Raw genomic sequence first — 17550 nt, forward strand, 5'->3', positions numbered from 1 at the left:
CTCGAWCAYGTGTCCTGCATCTCTGCTTGAGTGCAGTAGCCTCGTTGGGGTGAGTCTCGAGCACCCGATCGGGGGGACTGACTACCCGCGGACCTTCCAGGAGATGCGGGAGTGGTTTCCCGACGATCAGGCGTGCCGCGACTATCTAGCCGCTTTGCGCTGGCCGACGGGGTTCGCGTGCCCGGCCTGCGGCTGCGGGACCTGCTGGCGCACGGCGAAGGACCTGCGGATGTGTGCCGAGTGCGGGCTGAAGACCTCGGTGACCGCCGGAACGATCTTTCACCGCTCCCACACCCCGCTCTCGACTTGGTTCGCCGCGGTGTGGCTAGTCACCTCCCAGAAGAACGGCGTCTCGGCCCAAGGACTGCAAGACGTCCTCGGGTTCGGCTCGTATGAGACCGCATGGGCCTGGCTGCACAAGTTGCGCCGCGCGATGGTGCGCCCCGACCGCGACCAGATCGGCGGCCCGGAGGGAGCGCCCCTCGTGGAGCTGGACCAGAGCTTCCTTGGTGGCAAAAGCGCAGGTCAGGCCGGTGGTGCCAGCGCCAAGATCCCGATCACCATCGCTGTGGAACGCACCACCGCCGGTCGGCTCGGTCGGGTCCGGCTCGAAGTCGCTGACAGGGTCGGCGGGCTGGACATGATCGACTTCGCCACCGAGGTCGTCGCGCCCGGCACCACGATCCACACCGACGGTGCCCGCATGTTCACCCGCCTGCCCGCGCTGGGCTACCCCCACGAAGCAACGCCCAGCACCAAGAACTCACACGCCGTCGAGGACCGCGATGCCGTCATGCCAGGCCCGCACCTGGTGTCCTCGCTGCTCAAGCGCTGGACCGCCGGCACCCTGCACTACCGCCTCAGCCAGGCACACCTGCCTTACTACCTCGACGAGTTCACCTTCCGGTTCAACCGGCGCAACTCCCGAGCTCGCGGGATGCTCTTCTACCGACTGCTCCAGCAGGCCGTCGACACAGACCCCCACCCGCTTAAAGACCTCATCGGGGGCTCATGAGCCTCAACTGCACTCAAGCAGAGATGCAGGNTACCGACTGCTCCAGCAGGCCGTCGACACAGACCCCCACCCGCTTAAAGACCTCATCGGGGGCTCATGAGCCTCAACTGCACTCAAGCAGAGATGCAGGACACGTGTTCGATCTACATTCGAGCCGGGGTCGCCGCTACTCGATGTTGGACGTGATGCCGGTGCAGTGCACTGAACCCCCTGCGGCGGGCCCACATGGGCTGGCGCCGCGGTCAGCGACCAGGGCGCCGGCCTCGCAGCTGCTCCTCGACGCGGCGCTGCACCTCGACGGTGATGAGCCGCTGCGTCTCCCGGTCCGCGAACTGCGCGTCCACGAGGGCCTGCAACCGCTGCGCCTCGCGCAGCGCCTTCTCGTTCTCAGGCAGCGCAGCGCGAAGCGCGAGGTAGGTGCCGGCCTTCGGGAAGCGCACCCCACCGTTGAAGTTGCTCAGCGTGTTCGTGCTCAACCCGGTCTCGGCCACAACCTTGGCCCGCGTGTGCACGCCGACGAAGTGCCGGTAGTCCAACACCAGGTCGCGCAGCAGCTCCACCGCGCGCAGCCAAGCCTGGCGTTGTCCGGCATCGGCGAACGGGTAGGCGTCGAATGCCTCCGGTGGGGTCAGCTTCCCGGTGGGCCACTTGTCGAAGAAGCTCTTCGGAGCCAGCCCGTCGAACGGCGTACGACCCTCGGGCGGCGACGTCTGACTGGTGGGCTCCACGGCGGCGACTCTGACAGCGCACCGCCTCATCAACCGGGATACGCACACCTGTTTGTGCGACTATCCGCACAAAGTGTGCGGCAACCGTGGCACTGTCGACGGCGGCGTCTGCCCACCCTGGGGGCGGCGGCACCCGTCGGGACATGCACACAAGCCAGCACCCCGACGCCGCGCCGTTCGTCGCCGCGCACCGCGGAAGCGTTGCCGCGAGGCCGGGACGTCCGATGACGCACAGCCCACGCGCGGTCGCGCCCCTCATCGTCCCCGCCCAGCGCCAGTCACGCGCGCCCCGCACCAGCGCGCCGCGGTCGCTACCTGGTTCGGTGCTCATCACCCGCAACCGCACCAGCGCCGCCAGCCAGCGCACCCTCTCGTTCGCCCCGACGAAGGCGCAGATGGCCGCCATCCTCGCCGGCGAGCACCTCGCCCACGACCTCCTCGCGGCCGGCATGCCCGACTCGCTCCTCGACCAGGCCGACGCCATCGCCCGCGTCATCGACCCCATCATCGCCACCTACGACGTGCGCCGCCTCGAAAAGCGCGGCGTCCAGTTCGCCGAAGCGGCCGCGCGCCACTTCATCAACCACTGCCAGCCCGCCACCCTCGTCCTGGCCTCGCGCAGCCACCTCACCCGCTGGCACGACGAACACGGCACGAACATGGCTGAGCTCGACGTGCTCGACGGTGAGGCCCCGACCGCCCCCGAGACGGTCGCCCGCCTGCTCGGTCGTCCGCGGCTGGCCTGGACCCACCCTGCCGGCCCCCGGGACGGTCTCCTCCTCGACCGGTTCCACCACACTCACCAGCGCGGCGCCATCGAGCGAGACACGTGGATGCGCCGCAAGGTCGCCGAAGACCTCACCAGCATCCACGAGCTCCTCACCTCCACGACCGGCAGCCACCCGGCTCATGAGACCCACTCGGTCCACCCCGCCCAGCAGGCCAACCTCGGCGTCCGCGTCCACACCCACCGCGCACCCAACGTCGGCATCCACTTCCTGCCCGACTACACCACCGGCAACGGGGCCCCCGTCCTCGGTGCACACCACCGCGTCGGCGGCTGCGAGCACTGCGCCGCACGCCGCGCGCTGCCCAACACCAGCACCTCGACCGGGACGGGAGTACAGGCATGAGCCGCAACACGAACGCCACCAACCTGGCTGGCGTCGTCGACCTCGAAGCAGCCCGCAACCGACCCGCCGGCGAACGCACCATCGCCACGCGCTCCGATGGCCACCGCATGGGCAACCACGGCAACCGGGCCTCGTCGCTGATGGTGCAGACCGTCATCCGCCAACTGCGCGACATCGCCCTCATCCGCGGCGACGTCACCGCCGACGACAAGCGCGCCGCCGCAGCCAACGCCGACGTCTCCTACCGCCAGGTGTGCCGCTGGTGGCGCGCCGAGATGGCCTACCAGCTCAAGCAGCACGACTACACCCCCACCGCTCTCACCGACGAGCACGACCTCGACCCGTCCGACCAGCTGTCGGCGCTCGCAGTGAGCTCCGGCACCAAGCCGGCCGACCTGCCGCGGTACCTGTACCGGCACGCCGAGCCCGCCAAGTTCCAGTTCACCCCCGCCGAAATCGCGTTCATCGGCCAGCACCGCTGCATCAAGGACGGCTTCGCCGCCCTCGCGAAGGTTCCGGGCAACCGCATCGCCCACCTCAGCCGCTCCACCCTCTACGCCGCCTGGGCCAACGTCTCCGCCCCGGTGCGCGCCGGCGCGAAGTACGGCGACAAGGCTCAGCGCGCACGAGAGGCCACCTACGCGCTCACCGGCCGCGAGCAGGTCAACGAGACCTGGTCCATCGACGAGTACGACCTCAAAATCGTCGCCGACTACCACGGCGTCGAGGTCCACCCGAAGGTCCTCGTCGTCCGCGAACGACTCTCCGGCACCCCGCTCGCGTACATGCTCCTGCCCCGCGCCGCGAACGCCGGCGACACCGCCGTCGTCCTCACCGCCGCCGCCATCGGGTTCACCACCCCGCACCCGCGCGACCCCGAGCGCGAGCTGCGCGTCTCCGGCCTCGGACGCATGCTCGTCACCGACCAGGGCGGCCCGTTCTTCGGTGACGAAGGCGCCGCAGCCGCCCGCCGCCTCGGCATCCTGTGCAACCCCATCGAGTCCTACCGGCCGCAGTCCAACGGCGACCACGAGGTCATGCACCAGTTCCTGCTGCGCCACTTCATCGACGGTCCCGGCTCACGCCGCGGATGGGCCGACCGCGCCGACAAGCGCCTCGACCACGGCGTCCTGCCGTGGGAGACGGTCGTCGAAGAGATGGCCGAGGCCTGGACCGGCATCATGAACTCCGTCTACACCAAGGGCGAGCACAAGGGCAGCACCCGGCTCGAGGTCTACGCCGACGCCGTCGACGACGGGAACTACTACGACGGCATCACCCTCACCCCGGCCGACGAAGCCGCCATGGCCGTCGTCGTCGCCGAACGCTCCTACGACGCCACCCGCGGCATCTACTACGACGACCACTACTGGCTCAGCCCCGAACTCGCCGCCGCCGCCGAGCCCAAGGAACGCATCACCCTCAAACAGCTCCTCGACCCCGACGTGCTCTACGCCTTCGACCGCCACGACCGGTTCATCGGCATCCTCCTCGACCGCGACGAAGCCGACCTCGAGCACGTTCACGACCTGCACGCCGACCGTGCCGCTCGCAAGCAGTTCGTTGAGCACCACATCGCCGAACCGCGCGCCGACGTTGCTCGCGACGCCGCCGCCGCCGCGCGCGCCAGGGTCGCCGACCAGGTCGCCGACCAGGTCGCCGACGCCACGACATCCTCGGTTTGCGACGGCGAGGACCTCGACAAGGAGGTGTCGGAGGTCGTCGACGACGACGACCGCGACCACGTCGAAGTCATCCGTCCCACGCGCCGGGGTCGCCGGCCCGCACCCGTCAACGAGGCCGGCCCCGTCGACGACGTCGACGTCGACGCCGTCACCGCGATGTTCCGCAACGCCGCAGCACAGCGCGACCGCGCGCACGACCACCACGAGCAGCAGCACGAGCAGCAGCACGAGCAGCAGGTGGACCAGCGAGTAGAGGACCAGGAAGAACGAGAAGAAGAAGAAGTAGGAGGTGATGACGATGCTCGCTGAGGGACACCCGCACGCCTGGAACATCGACCGGGCCGACGAACACCTCCGCGCCGGGTTCCGCAACCGTCGCCTCGCCGACGGCGGACGCCTCGTCGTCACCCCGCAGATGCGTCAGCTCGCCGCCGGCATGCCCGCCTGGCTCCGCCGCGGCGGCGCCATCGCCCTCTCCGGCCCCTGGGGCGCCGGGAAGACCACCGTCCTCGAAGCGCTCGCCGCCGTCGCCGACGTCAACACCGCGTTCGTCACCATCCCCGGCCGCGCCAAGACCGAAGCCGCGCAGTGGTACTACATCACCACCGCCATCACCGGCACCGAAGCCACCGGCACCGCCCGCCAGATGCAGAACGAGGCCCGCGAGTACTGCACCGCCGTCCCCACACTCCTCATCGTCGACGAAGCCCAGCACCTCTCCACCGGCTCCCTGCTCCAACTGCGGTGGCTGTGGGAGCTCGAGTTCCCCCGCTTCGCCATCGTCCTGGCCGGCTCCGACCTGTTCGAGCGCCTCCACGCCGAGCCGTCCGTGCGCGAGCGCATCGACGCCCGCATCCCGCTCCACGCCCACACCCCCACCCGCATGGTCGAACTCCTCCAACAGCACCACCCCATCGCCGCGGCCACCGACACCCACCTGCTCCACCAAATCGACCAGGCCTACGCCCACGGGTCCTGGCGCGCCTGGTCCAAGTTCCTGCTGTGCCTAGCCACCGACAACGGACACACCGGCGCGCTCGACTACGACACCGCCGCGACCGCCATCCTGTCCATCACCGGCACCCGGCCCGCCCTCCGCACCCCTGGCGCCGAACGCACGGCTGACGGGCGACCGGCCAGCCAGCCGACACCGCGAGGCGGCCGGTGACCCACACGACCACCCACCGCGCAGCTTCCGCCGCGCCGTGGCACACCCCGGCGCCCGGACCCATCGCCGTGCTCACCCACCCGAACCGCATGCGCAACCTCATGCGCACCCTGCGCGCGCACGCCAGCCGCCACGACGACACCGCCTGGGTCCACCCCAACGTCAACCAGCACCGCGACGCCCTCGCCAACCTCGGACAAGACCTCCTCGACGCCATCGGCGTCGTCGGCCTCACCCAACCCCGCGCCCACGGCGAAGCACACCTGCTCCGGCCGCTCACCCACATCGTTCACGGCCCCATCCGCCACGTCATCGTCGACGACGCCGTCCTGCTCCCCACCGACGTCCTCACCGAACTGCACGAGACCGCCATCATCGGCCGCACCCAGCTGTGGATCCTCGTCGACACCGCCGACGGCGACATCAACAGCCGCAACCAGCGCAAGGCGGCAGCGTTCCTCGAATGGGTCAACGACACCTGCACGCCACGACGACCCGACACCGTCGAGCAGCAATGGCGCATGCGCCCGGTCGACCACCCCGGGTGCCAGGCGCCGGACGCCGCCTGGTGGCTCGAGCCTCTGCAGCTAGGCCAGCCGCTGCCCGTCGGATGCGCCCATCACGCGAACGACCTCGGCTCGGGGCGTATCGACTGCCTACTCGCCTGGCTCCGCTGTGCCCTGACCGCTGGCCACCTCGCACCCGGCATCGCACGCCGCCGGCTCGCCGAGTACGCCGAACACCCCGCTGCCACCGTCGCTGACCGGTGGGCCCTCACCGCCGCCGGTCGCGACCTCCTCACGCCAGGTGCCGACGCACTGCGCCTCACCCACCCCACTGCCCCCGCCGCGACCCTCGCTGACGTCGAGACGGATGGCTCGTCTGTTCGAATTGGCGGAGACCTGGTCGCGGTCGCGCCCGAAATGCGGCTCGCGATCGCCCGGCTGCGCACCAGCCGTCGACTTGCCGGTTGCCTGAAACACGAACCCATGTACGGGCTCTTCGACCAGCTACCCGGCATAGAACGCCGCCGCTGACCCCGAGACGGGCAGCGCGAACCAGACCGGGAACCTTACGCCTTACCCCAGACGATGCTTACACCAAATGGTCTCGGGCGCGGGCGGATTGCTGACGGTGAGCGTATCCGCAGCCGCGCTGGCCTCACTTCACCTTCCTACCTTCCGCTTTTCATGCGTACACCTTTCACATTATTGCGGGTTTCATGTAAGGTCGCACCATTCGCTGGAAGGTAGTTAGGAAAAAGGTGCAAGGTTCCGGGCGACCGGTGCCAGACGGGGAAGACATGGACCTGAGCGCGCTCGAAGAGCTGCTGACCGAACTTCGACACGTGCGCACCGACCACCAAGCCATCGAGGCGAAACGCGCCGGCCAAGCGCTCCCCGACACCACACACGAGACGCTGAGCGCATTCGCGAACACCGACGGCGGCGGCCTGCTCCTCCTCGGCGTCGACGAGGCTTCAGGTGCCTTCGACGTGACCGGCGTCGACAACGCTCAGCAGATCCAGTCAGACCTGCAATCCAAGTGCGTGCTGATGGACCCGCCACTGCGCGCCACCATCGACCTCATCCAGCACCCGGACGGCATCGTCGTCGCCGCCGTCGTCCCGCCCGTGCCGCGCGGCCAGCGGCCCTGCCACCTCGCCAAGGATGCCGTCGAAACGTCGTCGTACATCCGCGTCGGCGACGGCGACCAGAAACTCACCGGCGCCGAAGTCGCCCAGATGCTCGCCAACCGAACCAACTACGACCACTCCGCCGCCCCAGCACCCGAAGGCAGCGAAATCGACCCGCACCTAGTAGCCGCGTTCGCTGCCCAGGTCCGCACCACCAACCCCGCCAAGTACGACGACATGCCCGACGACCTTCTCCTGCGTCAGTTCGGAGCCACGACCGAAGCCGGCCACCCGACCTACGCCGGACTCCTAACCCTCGGCACCCTCCCGCAACTTCGGTGCGCCGCAGCCCGCATCACTTACCGACGCCTTCCCAGACGCACCGACCCGCCGGGCACCCGATACGCCGGCAAGCACCTCGAAGGCACCATCGGCGAACTCCTCGACGACACCCTCGCCGCACTCGAAAGCGACCTCGACACCGTCCAGGTCGAACGACGCGGACAGCTCTACGACGAACTCGACACCCCCCGCGAAGCCCTACGAGAAGTCATCTCGAACGCCCTCGTTCACCGCAGCCTCACCGAAAGTCAACGCGAGACCAGCATCTTGGTTGAGGTCACCGACGAAGCCGTCGTCATCACCAGCCCCGGAAACCTGCACGTCTCAGCCGACACCGCCACGCTCGGGCTCGCCCCCATGGCCGGCGTGCGCAACCTCTCCCTCGTCCGCCAAAGCGAACAAGTCAGGACACCGTCAGGCGCGCGCGTCAGCGAACACCAAACCTCCGGCATCGCCTCCGCAGACCGCCTGTGCCACGAGACCGGCACCATGCCGGTGCTCTTCATCGACAAACCCGTTTCCTTCCAAGCCATCCTGCTCCGCGGCTCGATCGACACCACCCGCGCCACCAACACCCTCGACAGCGCCGGTCTCCCCGCCAACCCCCGCCACGCCCGCCTCCTCGCGGTACTCCTCCGCCTCGACGAGCTACGCGAACTTGCCATCTCTGGACTCGCCAGCATCACGTTCGACGCCCGGCTCGCCGCCCGTGCACTAGCCCCCTGCAACCCCGAAGATGCCGCCGCGGAACTCCGTATGCTCGAAGACGCCGGCACCCTTCGACGCACCCGCACACGCCTCGCCGCCGCCTGGGCCCCGGCTCAGCCGACGACCTCAGGCACCACGAACGGCCACTCGACTGACCCGCACGCCCCACCAGAACTGCCCACGCCAGACCAGGCCGCACCGCCCCAGCCCGTCCCGGACCAGAAGGCGAAGAAGGGACCCGGTCGTCCACGCAGTCACCGCGTGCCGGAAGTTCTGGCCGCCATCGCGGCCGCACCGGGCGGCGAACTGTCGCCCAAGGGCATCGCGGAGGCCATGAACCTCAGTTCTCCCACCTCGCGCGCCAAGTGGATACGCGCCGCCGAAGAGGCTGGCCTCATCGCCTCGACGGTCGAGAACCCCTTCAACCCGCACACCACGTACAAGCTCACCTTCCAGGGCCGCAAGGTGCACGAAGCCGAGCAGCGCAAGACCCGGAACTGACGCACACCTGCATCAGCCGCGCGACGGTCTGCGCCTTCTGCGCCAAGCCCAGTCTGCTGCCAGAAGTGCGGTGCTCCCTCTGACCGAGCCAGCCGCGAGTGTCCGCACCGGAACAGCTGAGTGTCCCGGCCGGAACGGACAGTGTCCGGATCGGACCGTACGGAGGCTCTCAGGTGAGTGTCTTCCCCGGACTTCCCGCGTGTCCTGCCGGACACTCCCGTCGGATTCCGCACGAGGTCCGCGGCGCGGAGGTCGTGGACCTGCTGGCTGCGCTCAACACCGGTCACGGAGGCGGCTGTGGCACGCTCCACGCCAACTCGGCTGCCGACGTCCCGGCCCGGGTCGAGGCGCTCTCGCTGGCGGCCGGGCTCCCGCGCGCGGCGGCGCACAGCCAGCTCGCCTCCGCCCTCGACGTGGTGATCCACCTCGGACGAGGACGCGACGGGCGGCGCCGGGTCCTCGAGCTCGCGGTGCCCCAGCGCGACACCGCGGGCCTGGTCGCCCTGGCCACGGCGGCGACGTTCGAGTCCGACCGCGTCGTCCGGGGGCCGGCAGCGACGGCGCTCGCCCGGAGGCTGGAGTCGGTGTCGTGGTGAGCGCGTGGGTCACCGCACTGGCACTGGGCGCGGTCGTGGTGCTCCTGCTCCCGGCGGGGGCCCGCAGCCAGCAGTCGGGTCGCGCGCGGGGCCCCGGGCGGGCCTGGTCCCTGCGGAGCCGGAGGCGCGAGCGTGCCGCGGACCAGGCGGCGGTGCTCGAGGTGTGCGACCTGCTCGCGGCAGAGCTCGCCTCCGGCCAGCCGCCGGGCGCTGCGCTGGCGGTGGCCGGGGAGCGCTGGCCGCCGTTGCAGCCGGCCGTCGAGGCCCACCACCTCGGTGCCGACGTGCCTCACGCGCTCCGAGAGGTGGCGACCCGACGACCCGGGGCGGCCGACCTGCGGTGGGTGGCCGGCGCGTGGCAGGTGGCCCACCACTCGGGCCACGGTCTGGCCGCCGCCCTCGAGCGCACCGCCGCCGGCCTGCGCGCCCGTCGTCGCACCCGTCGGCTGGTCGACTCGGAGCTCGCCTCGGCCCGCGCCACGGCGCGGCTGGTGGCCTGCCTGCCGCTGGCCGTGCTGCTCATGGGCTCCGGGGCCGGGTCCGACCCGTGGGGCTTCCTGCTCGGCACCTCGGTCGGCGGAGCATGCCTGCTGGCCGGCCTGGGCCTGCTCGCCCTGGGCCTGCGGTGGATCGAGCGGCTGGCGGACCGGGCGGCCGCACCATGACCTGGCTGGCCGCGGTCTGCGCCTCCCTGGCGGTCGTGCTGTGGACGACCCCGGCCCACCGGCCGGCGACGGAGCAGGCCCCGTCCCGCTCGTCCGCCGGACTGCTCAGGCTGGTGGGGGTGGTCGGTGCCGGCACGTCCGCGTGGCTCGTCGTCGGTGGCGCCGCCGGGCCGGTCGCCGGGCTGGCGGGGGCGGCCGGCGCGTGGTGGGCGCTGTCACGGGTCGAGCCACCCGGTGTCCGTCGTGACCGCGAGGAGGTGCTGCGGACGCTCCCGCACCTCATCGACCTCTTCGCCTCGACGCTCCGCTCCGGTGCCGCTCCTGTCGCCGGCCTGGCGCAGGTGTGCGCGGCCCTGCCCGGGCCGGCCGCTGACCGGCTGGCCCCGGTCGTCGAGCACGCCCGGTGGGGAGCCACCGCAGCCGAGGCGTGGGAGTCGGTCGGCGACGACGAGCAGCTGGCGCCGCTGGTGCGCGCCATGGTCCGGTCCCAGGCCTCGGGGGCGTCGGTGGTCGACCTCGTCGAGCGGCTGGCGGACGAGCTCGAGCGCGAGGGACTCGCGCGCGCCGAGGACGCCGCGAGGAAGGTGGGAGTCGCCGCCGCGGTGCCACTCGGCGTCTGCCTGCTGCCCGCCTTCCTCCTGCTCGGTGTGGTGCCGACCGTCGCCTCGCTCCTCGGCTCGGTGGCGCCGTGACCGCGGGCCGCCAGGCGTCCACAGGAGCCGGCGCACCGGGGTCGTCCACAACGTCCGGGAGCGGCGGGTGCGCACCCGCGGCACAACGCCGAAGGTCGACGCACCGGGGCTCATCGGGAGCCCCGCACCACCTCAGGAGGACCGATGACGACCACGCCACGAGACGACCGGGGCATCACCACCGCGGAGTACGCCGTCGGCACCGCGGCCGGGGCCGGGTTCGCCGGCCTGCTCTACAAGCTGCTCACCGGCAGCTTCGGCGACCGGCTGCTGGGCCGGCTCTTCGACCACGTGATGAGCCTGCTCGGCATCGGCTGATGCGGACCCGTCGGCACCCGGAGCGCGGCGCGGCGACCGCGGAGCTGGCCCTCGGCATCCCGCTCCTGGTGGCGCTGACGGCCGGGCTCGTGTGGATGCTGGCCGTCGGCGCGGCCCAGGTGCGCGTGGTCGACGCGTCCCGTGAGGCGGCCCGAGCCGTGGCTCGGGGTGACGACGTGGCCGCCGCGCAGGCGGTGGCGCTGCGCATCGCGCCCGAAGGCGCCCGTGTCCGAGTGGTCGTCGGCGACGGACAGGTCGTGGTCACCACCAGCGTGCGGGTGCGCGGCCCCGGCGGGTTGCTGTCCTCGTTGCCGGGCGTCACCGTCTCCGACGACGCGGTCGCGCTGGCGGAGGACCCGTGAGGTGCAGGTCGGAGCAGGGCGGCGCCACGGTGCTGGTCGTCGCGATGGCCGGCGTGCTGCTCGTCGTGACGGGCGGCCTGGCCGCGGTCGGCGGCCTGGTGACGGCGCAGCGCCGTGCCCAGGCGGCCGCCGACCTCGCCGCGCTCGCGGCGGCCGCGACCTCGGGCGGCGCGTGCGCCGAGGCTGCGCGGACGGCGTCGGCCAACGACGCCTCCCTCGTGGGCTGTCGGGTCGCGGGTCAGGAGGTGGCCGTCGTGGTGGCTGTCCCCGGCCCGGTCGTCCCCTGGCGGACGGTCCGCGTCACGGCCGAGGCTCGCGCCGGTCCAGGGTGATCAGGTGCGGGGGTCGCCGTCACCCTCGTTGCGGCGCTCGGCCTCGACCCGCTCGAGCTTCTGGTTGAGCTCGGTGAGCTCCTTGCGCTCCCGGCGGTGGGCGAGGCTGCGCCGCGTGCCCCACTTGAGGATCGAGAAGCCCCAGAGGATGGCCGCGCCGGCGGCGACACCGATCAGGAAGGCCTCGAGCGTGGAGACGGAGAAGCCGAGCAGCTCGCCGCCGTTGCCCGGCTCGCTGACGAAGACGGCCGACAGGACCGCGATGCCGCCGAGGATGATGAGTGCGAGTCCGAGGATGACCATGCCTCGAATCTAGCCCCTCACGGAGTGCGCGGTGCTCCGGCGAGGAGCGCGTCGAGCAGCAGGATCGCGCCCGCCTTGTCGAGCGGGTTGTTCTGGTTGCCGCACTTGGGCGACTGGATGCACGACGGGCAGCCGCTGACGCACTCGCAGCCGGCGATCGCCTCCCTGGTCGCGGTCAGCCAGTCGACGGCGGTCCGGAAGCCCCGCTCCGAGAAGCCGGCGCCGCCCGGGTGGCCGTCGTACACGAAGACGGTGAGCAGGCCGGTGTCGGCGTGCCGGGCCGTCGAGACCCCACCGATGTCCCAGCGGTCGCAGGTCGCGAAGAGCGGGAGCAGGCCGATCGAGCAGTGCTCGGCCGCGTGGGCCGCGCCGGGGACGTCGAGCGCGGCGAGCCCGGCCTCGGCGACCACGTCGTCGGGGACGGTCCACCACACGGCACTCGTGCGCAGCGTCCGCTGCGGGAGGTCGAGCGGCTCCTCGGCGAGCACCTCCCCGCCCGGCTGGCGTCGCTTGAGGAAGGAGACCACCTGGTGGGATACGTCGACCTCGCCGAGCGCGAGCTCGCAGCCGGACCACGACTGCCGTTCGTGCGTCGCGACGATGCTGATGTCGGTCACCTCGCGGGCGGTGGTGCTGTAGGCAGGGTCGTCGCGGCGCATGGTCGCGACGGAGTGCTCGAGGTCGAGCTCCTCGACCAGCCAGGTCTCGCCCTGGTGGACGTAGACCGCACCGGGGTGGGCCTGGTTGTGGGCACCTCCGGCGTCGACGGTGCCGACGACGCGTCCGGTGCCCGCCTCGACCAGCTGCACGGGCGACCCGCCGGCCGAGCGGATGTCGGCGAGGTCGGCGGCGCGGCCCCGGTCGGTCCAGAACCATCCCCGCGGCCGCCGCCGCAGCAGGCCGAGCCCGACGAGCTGGTCCACGACCTCGCGGGCCGTCTCGCCGAAGAGGGGCAGGTCGCCCTCCGTCAGCGGTGACTCCTGCGCGGCAGCGGCCAGGTGCGGTCCCATCACGTGCGGGTTGGAGGGGTCGAAGACCGACGCCTCGACGGGTGCGCCGATGAGCATCTCGGGGTGGGTGACGAGGTAGGTGTCGAGGGGGTCGTCCTTGGCGACCAGGATCCCGAGCGCGTCCTCGGCCCCGCGACCCGCGCGCCCCACCTGCTGCCAGAACGCCGCGCGGGTGCCGGGGAAGCCCGCGATCAGCACGGCGTCGAGCCCGCTGATGTCGATGCCCAGCTCCAGCGCGTTGGTCGCGGCGAGGCCGACCAGGTCGCCCCGTCGCAGCGCCGCCTCGAGGGCCCTGCGCTCCTCGGGGAGGTAGCCGCCGCGGTAGGCCGCGACCTTGTCGGGCAGCGACCGGTCCACCTCGGCCAGCAGCTCCTGCGCGGTGAGCGCGACCTGCTCGGCACCGCGCCGCGAGCGGATGAACGCCAGCGTGCGGACGTCCTCGGCGACGAGGTCGGCGAGGAGGTCGGCCACCTCCGACGAGGCGGCGCGCCGGACCGGCGCGCCGTTCTCGCCCGCGTGGGAGGTGAAGGGTGGCTCCCACAGCAGCAGTGACACCCGCCCGCGCGGCGAGTCGTCGCGGCTGAGCGCGACGACGTCGAGACCCGTCAGCCCCGACGCCGTCACCTCGGGCTGTGCGACGGTGGCCGAAGCCAGCACGAAGGTCGGGTGGGCGCCATAGATCGCGCACACCCGACGCAGCCGCCGCAGCACGTGCGCGACGTGCGCCCCGAAGACCCCGCGGTAGTGGTGGCACTCGTCGATGACGACGTACTGCAAGGACCCGAGGAAGCGCGACCAGCGATGGTGCGAGGGCAGCATTGAGCGGTGGAGCATGTCGGGGTTGGTGAGGACGTACTCCCCGAAGTCGCGCGTCCAGTCGCGCTCCTCGCGCGAGCTGTCGCCGTCGTGCGCCGAGAGGCGTACGTCGAGGCCGAGCGACGACAGCCCGGCCAGCTGGTCGTGGGCGAGCGCCTTGGTGGGCGCGAGGTAGAGCACCGAGGCCCCCCGCTCGCCCCGTGGCCCCCGTGCCGCACGGATCGCGGACAGCGCGGGCACCTGGTAGGCCAGCGACTTCCCCGAGGCGGTGCCGGTCGCCACGATCACGTGGTCGCCCGCATGGGCGGCGTCGGCCGCGACGGCCTGGTGGCGCCACGGCCTAATCACGCCGTGGGCGGCGAAGGCGCCCCGGACGTCGTCGGGCACCCACGCCGGCCAGTCCTCGAAGACCGGCTCGCGGGCGGGCAGCACCTCGAGGTGCCGGAGCCTGTCCTCACGGCCCGGGACGGCCGCCAGCCGGTCGACCAGGGCGTCGACCTGGGGCAGCACGCCGGGGCGGGAGGGACTCACCTCTCGAGTCTGGCAAACGGCACCGACCGCCGGAGATGTTGGGGAGTCCTGCGGAACTCGTGGGACTCGTGGTTTGATACCACCCGAATGAAGTAGGAGCGCGCCGTGCGTCCTGCTGACGTACTGTCCGAACTGATTTCGGGGACCGGGGAGCAGTCGTGGATCTCACCCTTGCCACACGCGAGGTGGATGGACGCGCCGTCGTGGCCGTCGGCGGCGAGATCGACGTCTACACCGCACCCAAGCTGCGCGACTGCATCACCGAGCTGGTCGGCGCCGGCACCTACGACATCATCATCGACCTCGAGGCCGTCGAGTTCCTCGACTCCACCGGCCTCGGCGTGCTGGTCGGCGGGCTCAAGAAGGTCCGCGCCCACGACGGCTCGCTCGACCTGGTCTGCACCCAGGAGCGGCTGCTCAAGATCTTCCGGATCACCGGCCTCGCCAAGGTGTTCGTCATCCACGACTCCGTGGGACTCGCACCCGGCGCCTGACGCCCTCGCCTCCCACCCCTCCGGACCGTCCCGGAGGGGTTTTTCACGTTCCAGCGCGAACGCCGCGTGTGGCGTGGGTCACCCTTGACCGTGATCCGGATCACGTCTGCGTAGACTCCGGCGCGTTCTGACTCAATCATCAGGAGGACGCGCTAATGACGGGGATCTTGCCCGCAGTCGTGAAGCCGGAGCTCGAAGGTGGGAACCTGGTCCTGGTCGTCGTCGTCGCCCTGATCGCGCTCGGCGCGCTCGGGATGGCCGCGATGTTCCGGTCCCAGGTGCTGGCCGCCGGCGAGGGCACCGACAACATGAGGACCATCGCCCAGGCCGTCCAGGAGGGCGCCAACGCCTACCTGACGCGGCAGTTCCGCACTCTCGGGATCTTCGCCGCCGTGGCGTTCGTGGTCCTGTTCGCACTGCCGGCAGACGACATGGCGGTCAGGATCGGTCGCTCGATCTTCTTCCTCGTCGGTGCCGCCTTCTCCGCAGCCATCGGCTACCTCGGTATGAGCCTGGCCGTCCGCGCGAACCTGCGCGTCGCGGCCGCCGCCGAGACCGAGGGCCGCGACCCGGCCATGACCATCGGCTTCCGCACCGGCGCCTTCGTCGGCATGGCCACCGTGGGCCTCGGCCTGCTCGGTGCCAGCGTCGTGGTGCTGCTGTTCAAGGACGAGGCGCCCCACGTGCTGGAGGGCTTCGGCTTCGGTGCCGCGCTGCTCGCCATGTTCATGCGTGTCGGCGGTGGCATCTTCACCAAGGCCGCCGACGTCGGCGCAGACCTGGTCGGCAAGGTCGAGCAGGGCATCCCCGAGGACGACCCGCGCAACGCCGCGACCATCGCCGACAACGTCGGCGACAACGTGGGTGACTGCGCCGGCATGGCCGCCGACCTCTTCGAGTCCTACGCCGTCACGCTGGTCGCCGCGCTGATCCTCGGCGCCGCGGCCTTCGGCGACAAGGGCCTGGTCTTCCCGCTGCTGATCCCCGCGATCGGCGCGCTGACCGCCGTGCTCGGTGTCTTCATCACCAAGCCGAAGGCCGGCGAGAGCGGACTCACCACCATCAACCGGGCGTTCTACATCTCCGCCGCCATCGGCGCGGTCGCCTCGGTGATCCTGTCCTACATCTACCTGCCGAGCTCGTTCAGCGACTTCGTCAACGTGACCGGTGGCGACGCCGCCGTCGCGAGCGGCGACCCGCGCTTCATCGCCAGCGCCGCCGTCGTCATCGGCATCGTGATGGCCGCCGGCATCCTCGCCCTCACCGGCTACTACACCGGCACCGAGTTCCGCCCCGTCAAGGACGTCGGCAAGACCTCGCTCACCGGCCCCGCGACGGTGATCCTGGCCGGCCTCAGCGTCGGCTTCGAGTCCGCTGTCTACACGACCCTGGTCATCGGCGCCGCGGTCTTCGGTGCCTACCTGCTGGGTGGCGCGACCCTGACGGTCTCGCTGTTCGCGGTCGCGCTCGCCGGCTGCGGCCTGCTGACCACCGTCGGCGTCATCGTCGCGATGGACACCTTCGGCCCGGTCTCCGACAACGCGCAGGGCATCGCCGAGATGTCGGGTGACGTGAGCCCCGAGGGCGCACAGATCCTGACCGAGCTCGACGCGGTCGGCAACACCACCAAGGCCATCACCAAGGGCATCGCGATCGCGACCGCCGTGCTCGCCGCGACGGCGCTCTTCGGCTCCTACGCCACCTCGGTGGCCGAGGCGCTGATCGAGGCCCGCCCGACCGCGGAGGAGGCTGGTCTGCTGAGCTTCGAGGTCTTCAACCCGGCGGTGCTGGTCGGCGTGCTGCTCGGCGCGGCCGTGGTGTTCCTGTTCTCCGGCCTGGCCATCAACGCGGTCGCCCGCGCTGCCGGCGCGGTCGTGATGGAGGTCCGCCGCCAGTTCCGCGAGATCCCCGGGATCATGGAGGGCACCGGCCGTCCGGAGTACGGCAAGGTCGTCGACATCGTCACCCGCGACTCGCTCCGCGAGCTGATCACGCCCGGCATCCTGGCCGTGATGGCGCCCGTCGCCGTCGGCTTCGGTCTCGGCGTCACCGCCCTCGCCGGCTTCCTCGCCGGTGCGATCGGTGCCGGCACCCTGATGGCCGTCTTCCTGGCCAACGCGGGCGGCGCCTGGGACAACGCCAAGAAGCTCGTCGAGGACGGCCACCACGGCGGCAAGGGCTCCTCCGCCCACGAGGCCACCATCATCGGTGACACCGTCGGTGACCCGTTCAAGGACACCGCCGGCCCGGCCATCAACCCGCTGATCAAGGTGATGAACCTGGTCTCGCTGCTGATCGCCAGTGCCGTGGTCTCGATGAGCGTCGGCAAGGACGAGAACGACGTGCTCCGCATCGTCATCGCCCTCGTCGCCGTCGCGATCATCACCGTCGCGGTGGTCATCTCCAAGCGGCGTGAGGTCGCGATCGCCGACGACGGTGACAACACCGGCTCGTCGTCGTTCGCCCCGCACACGGCCTGACCCAACCCGGCCAACAGCCCGCCTCTCCTCCGGGA

Annotated in this window: 17 protein-coding genes; 14 read left to right on the top strand and 3 right to left on the bottom strand. The window is 71.3% G+C overall.

The features are described 5' to 3' along the window. Positions 1–67: 67 nt before the first annotated feature. On the top strand, positions 68–1015 hold the full coding sequence (locus ASC64_RS07265) for an IS1595 family transposase (protein ID WP_235563611.1): 948 nt from the start codon (positions 68–70) through the stop codon (positions 1013–1015). A 242-nt stretch (positions 1016–1257) separates the two neighbouring features. Here the strand turns inward: ASC64_RS07265 and ASC64_RS07270 are convergent, their stop codons facing one another. Continuing rightward, positions 1258–1743 carry a hypothetical protein gene (locus tag ASC64_RS07270; protein ID WP_056906886.1) on the bottom strand — a complete coding sequence of 162 codons (486 nt, stop codon included), beginning with the start codon at positions 1741–1743 and terminating at the stop codon, positions 1258–1260. Between the two features lie 224 nt (positions 1744–1967). Here ASC64_RS07270 and ASC64_RS07275 point away from each other — a divergent pair, with 224 nt between their 5' ends. The 11 genes from ASC64_RS07275 (at position 1968) to ASC64_RS07320 (ending at position 11881) form a co-directional block, all read left to right on the top strand. Beyond that, positions 1968–2876 carry a hypothetical protein gene (locus ASC64_RS07275; RefSeq protein ID WP_156385077.1) on the top strand — a complete coding sequence of 303 codons (909 nt, stop codon included), beginning with the start codon at positions 1968–1970 and terminating at the stop codon, positions 2874–2876. Further along, positions 2873–4870, top strand: a complete 1998-nt coding sequence (locus ASC64_RS07280) for a hypothetical protein (protein ID WP_056906888.1) — start codon at positions 2873–2875, stop codon at positions 4868–4870. The genes ASC64_RS07275 and ASC64_RS07280 overlap by 4 nt, the downstream gene beginning before the upstream one ends. After that, a complete protein-coding gene (locus ASC64_RS07285; RefSeq protein WP_056906889.1) occupies positions 4854–5729 on the top strand; it encodes an ATP-binding protein in 876 nt (291 codons plus the stop codon). Before ASC64_RS07280 ends, ASC64_RS07285 begins: the two co-directional genes overlap by 17 nt. 101 nt (positions 5730–5830) lie before the next feature. Next, positions 5831–6766: a hypothetical protein gene (locus ASC64_RS07290; protein WP_156385078.1), complete on the top strand. Its 936-nt coding sequence runs from the start codon at positions 5831–5833 to the stop codon at positions 6764–6766. Positions 6767–7032: 266 nt separating this feature from the next. Next, positions 7033–8916: an RNA-binding domain-containing protein gene (locus tag ASC64_RS07295; protein ID WP_156385079.1), complete on the top strand. Its 1884-nt coding sequence runs from the start codon at positions 7033–7035 to the stop codon at positions 8914–8916. Between the two features lie 173 nt (positions 8917–9089). Then, positions 9090–9512 carry an ATPase, T2SS/T4P/T4SS family gene (locus ASC64_RS07300; protein WP_439956805.1) on the top strand — a complete coding sequence of 141 codons (423 nt, stop codon included), beginning with the start codon at positions 9090–9092 and terminating at the stop codon, positions 9510–9512. After that, positions 9509–10177, top strand: coding sequence for a type II secretion system F family protein (locus ASC64_RS07305; RefSeq protein ID WP_162245777.1), 669 nt, complete (start codon positions 9509–9511; stop codon positions 10175–10177). The genes ASC64_RS07300 and ASC64_RS07305 overlap by 4 nt, the downstream gene beginning before the upstream one ends. Continuing rightward, positions 10174–10869 carry a type II secretion system F family protein gene (locus tag ASC64_RS07310; protein WP_056906894.1) on the top strand — a complete coding sequence of 232 codons (696 nt, stop codon included), beginning with the start codon at positions 10174–10176 and terminating at the stop codon, positions 10867–10869. Before ASC64_RS07305 ends, ASC64_RS07310 begins: the two co-directional genes overlap by 4 nt. A 144-nt stretch (positions 10870–11013) precedes the next feature. Continuing rightward, positions 11014–11187 (top strand): DUF4244 domain-containing protein, encoded by a 174-nt coding sequence (locus ASC64_RS21590; protein WP_082550277.1) that lies wholly within the window; start codon positions 11014–11016, stop codon positions 11185–11187. Continuing rightward, positions 11187–11549, top strand: a complete 363-nt coding sequence (locus ASC64_RS07315) for a TadE family protein (RefSeq protein ID WP_056906895.1) — start codon at positions 11187–11189, stop codon at positions 11547–11549. Before ASC64_RS21590 ends, ASC64_RS07315 begins: the two co-directional genes overlap by 1 nt. Then, positions 11546–11881 carry an Rv3654c family TadE-like protein gene (locus tag ASC64_RS07320; protein WP_200937512.1) on the top strand — a complete coding sequence of 112 codons (336 nt, stop codon included), beginning with the start codon at positions 11546–11548 and terminating at the stop codon, positions 11879–11881. The genes ASC64_RS07315 and ASC64_RS07320 overlap by 4 nt, the downstream gene beginning before the upstream one ends. On the opposite strand, the gene ASC64_RS07325 is transcribed toward ASC64_RS07320, so the two are convergent. Together ASC64_RS07325 and ASC64_RS07330 are read right to left on the bottom strand one after the other, a co-directional pair. After that, on the bottom strand, positions 11882–12184 hold the full coding sequence (locus ASC64_RS07325) for a hypothetical protein (RefSeq protein WP_056906896.1): 303 nt from the start codon (positions 12182–12184) through the stop codon (positions 11882–11884). 17 nt (positions 12185–12201) lie between these two features. Further along, on the bottom strand, positions 12202–14541 hold the full coding sequence (locus tag ASC64_RS07330; protein ID WP_082550278.1) for a DEAD/DEAH box helicase: 2340 nt from the start codon (positions 14539–14541) through the stop codon (positions 12202–12204). A gap of 158 nt (positions 14542–14699) precedes the next feature. Here ASC64_RS07330 and ASC64_RS07335 point away from each other — a divergent pair, with 158 nt between their 5' ends. Both ASC64_RS07335 and ASC64_RS07340 read left to right on the top strand, forming a co-directional pair. Continuing rightward, complete coding sequence (locus tag ASC64_RS07335; protein ID WP_056906897.1) at positions 14700–15035, top strand: anti-sigma factor antagonist; 336 nt, start codon at positions 14700–14702, stop codon at positions 15033–15035. A gap of 155 nt (positions 15036–15190) precedes the next feature. Then, positions 15191–17515, top strand: a complete 2325-nt coding sequence (locus tag ASC64_RS07340) for a sodium-translocating pyrophosphatase (RefSeq protein WP_056906898.1) — start codon at positions 15191–15193, stop codon at positions 17513–17515. Positions 17516–17550 lie beyond the last annotated feature (35 nt).

It is taken from the genome of Nocardioides sp. Root122, assembly GCF_001425025.1.
Lineage (GTDB): Bacteria > Actinomycetota > Actinomycetes > Propionibacteriales > Nocardioidaceae > Nocardioides.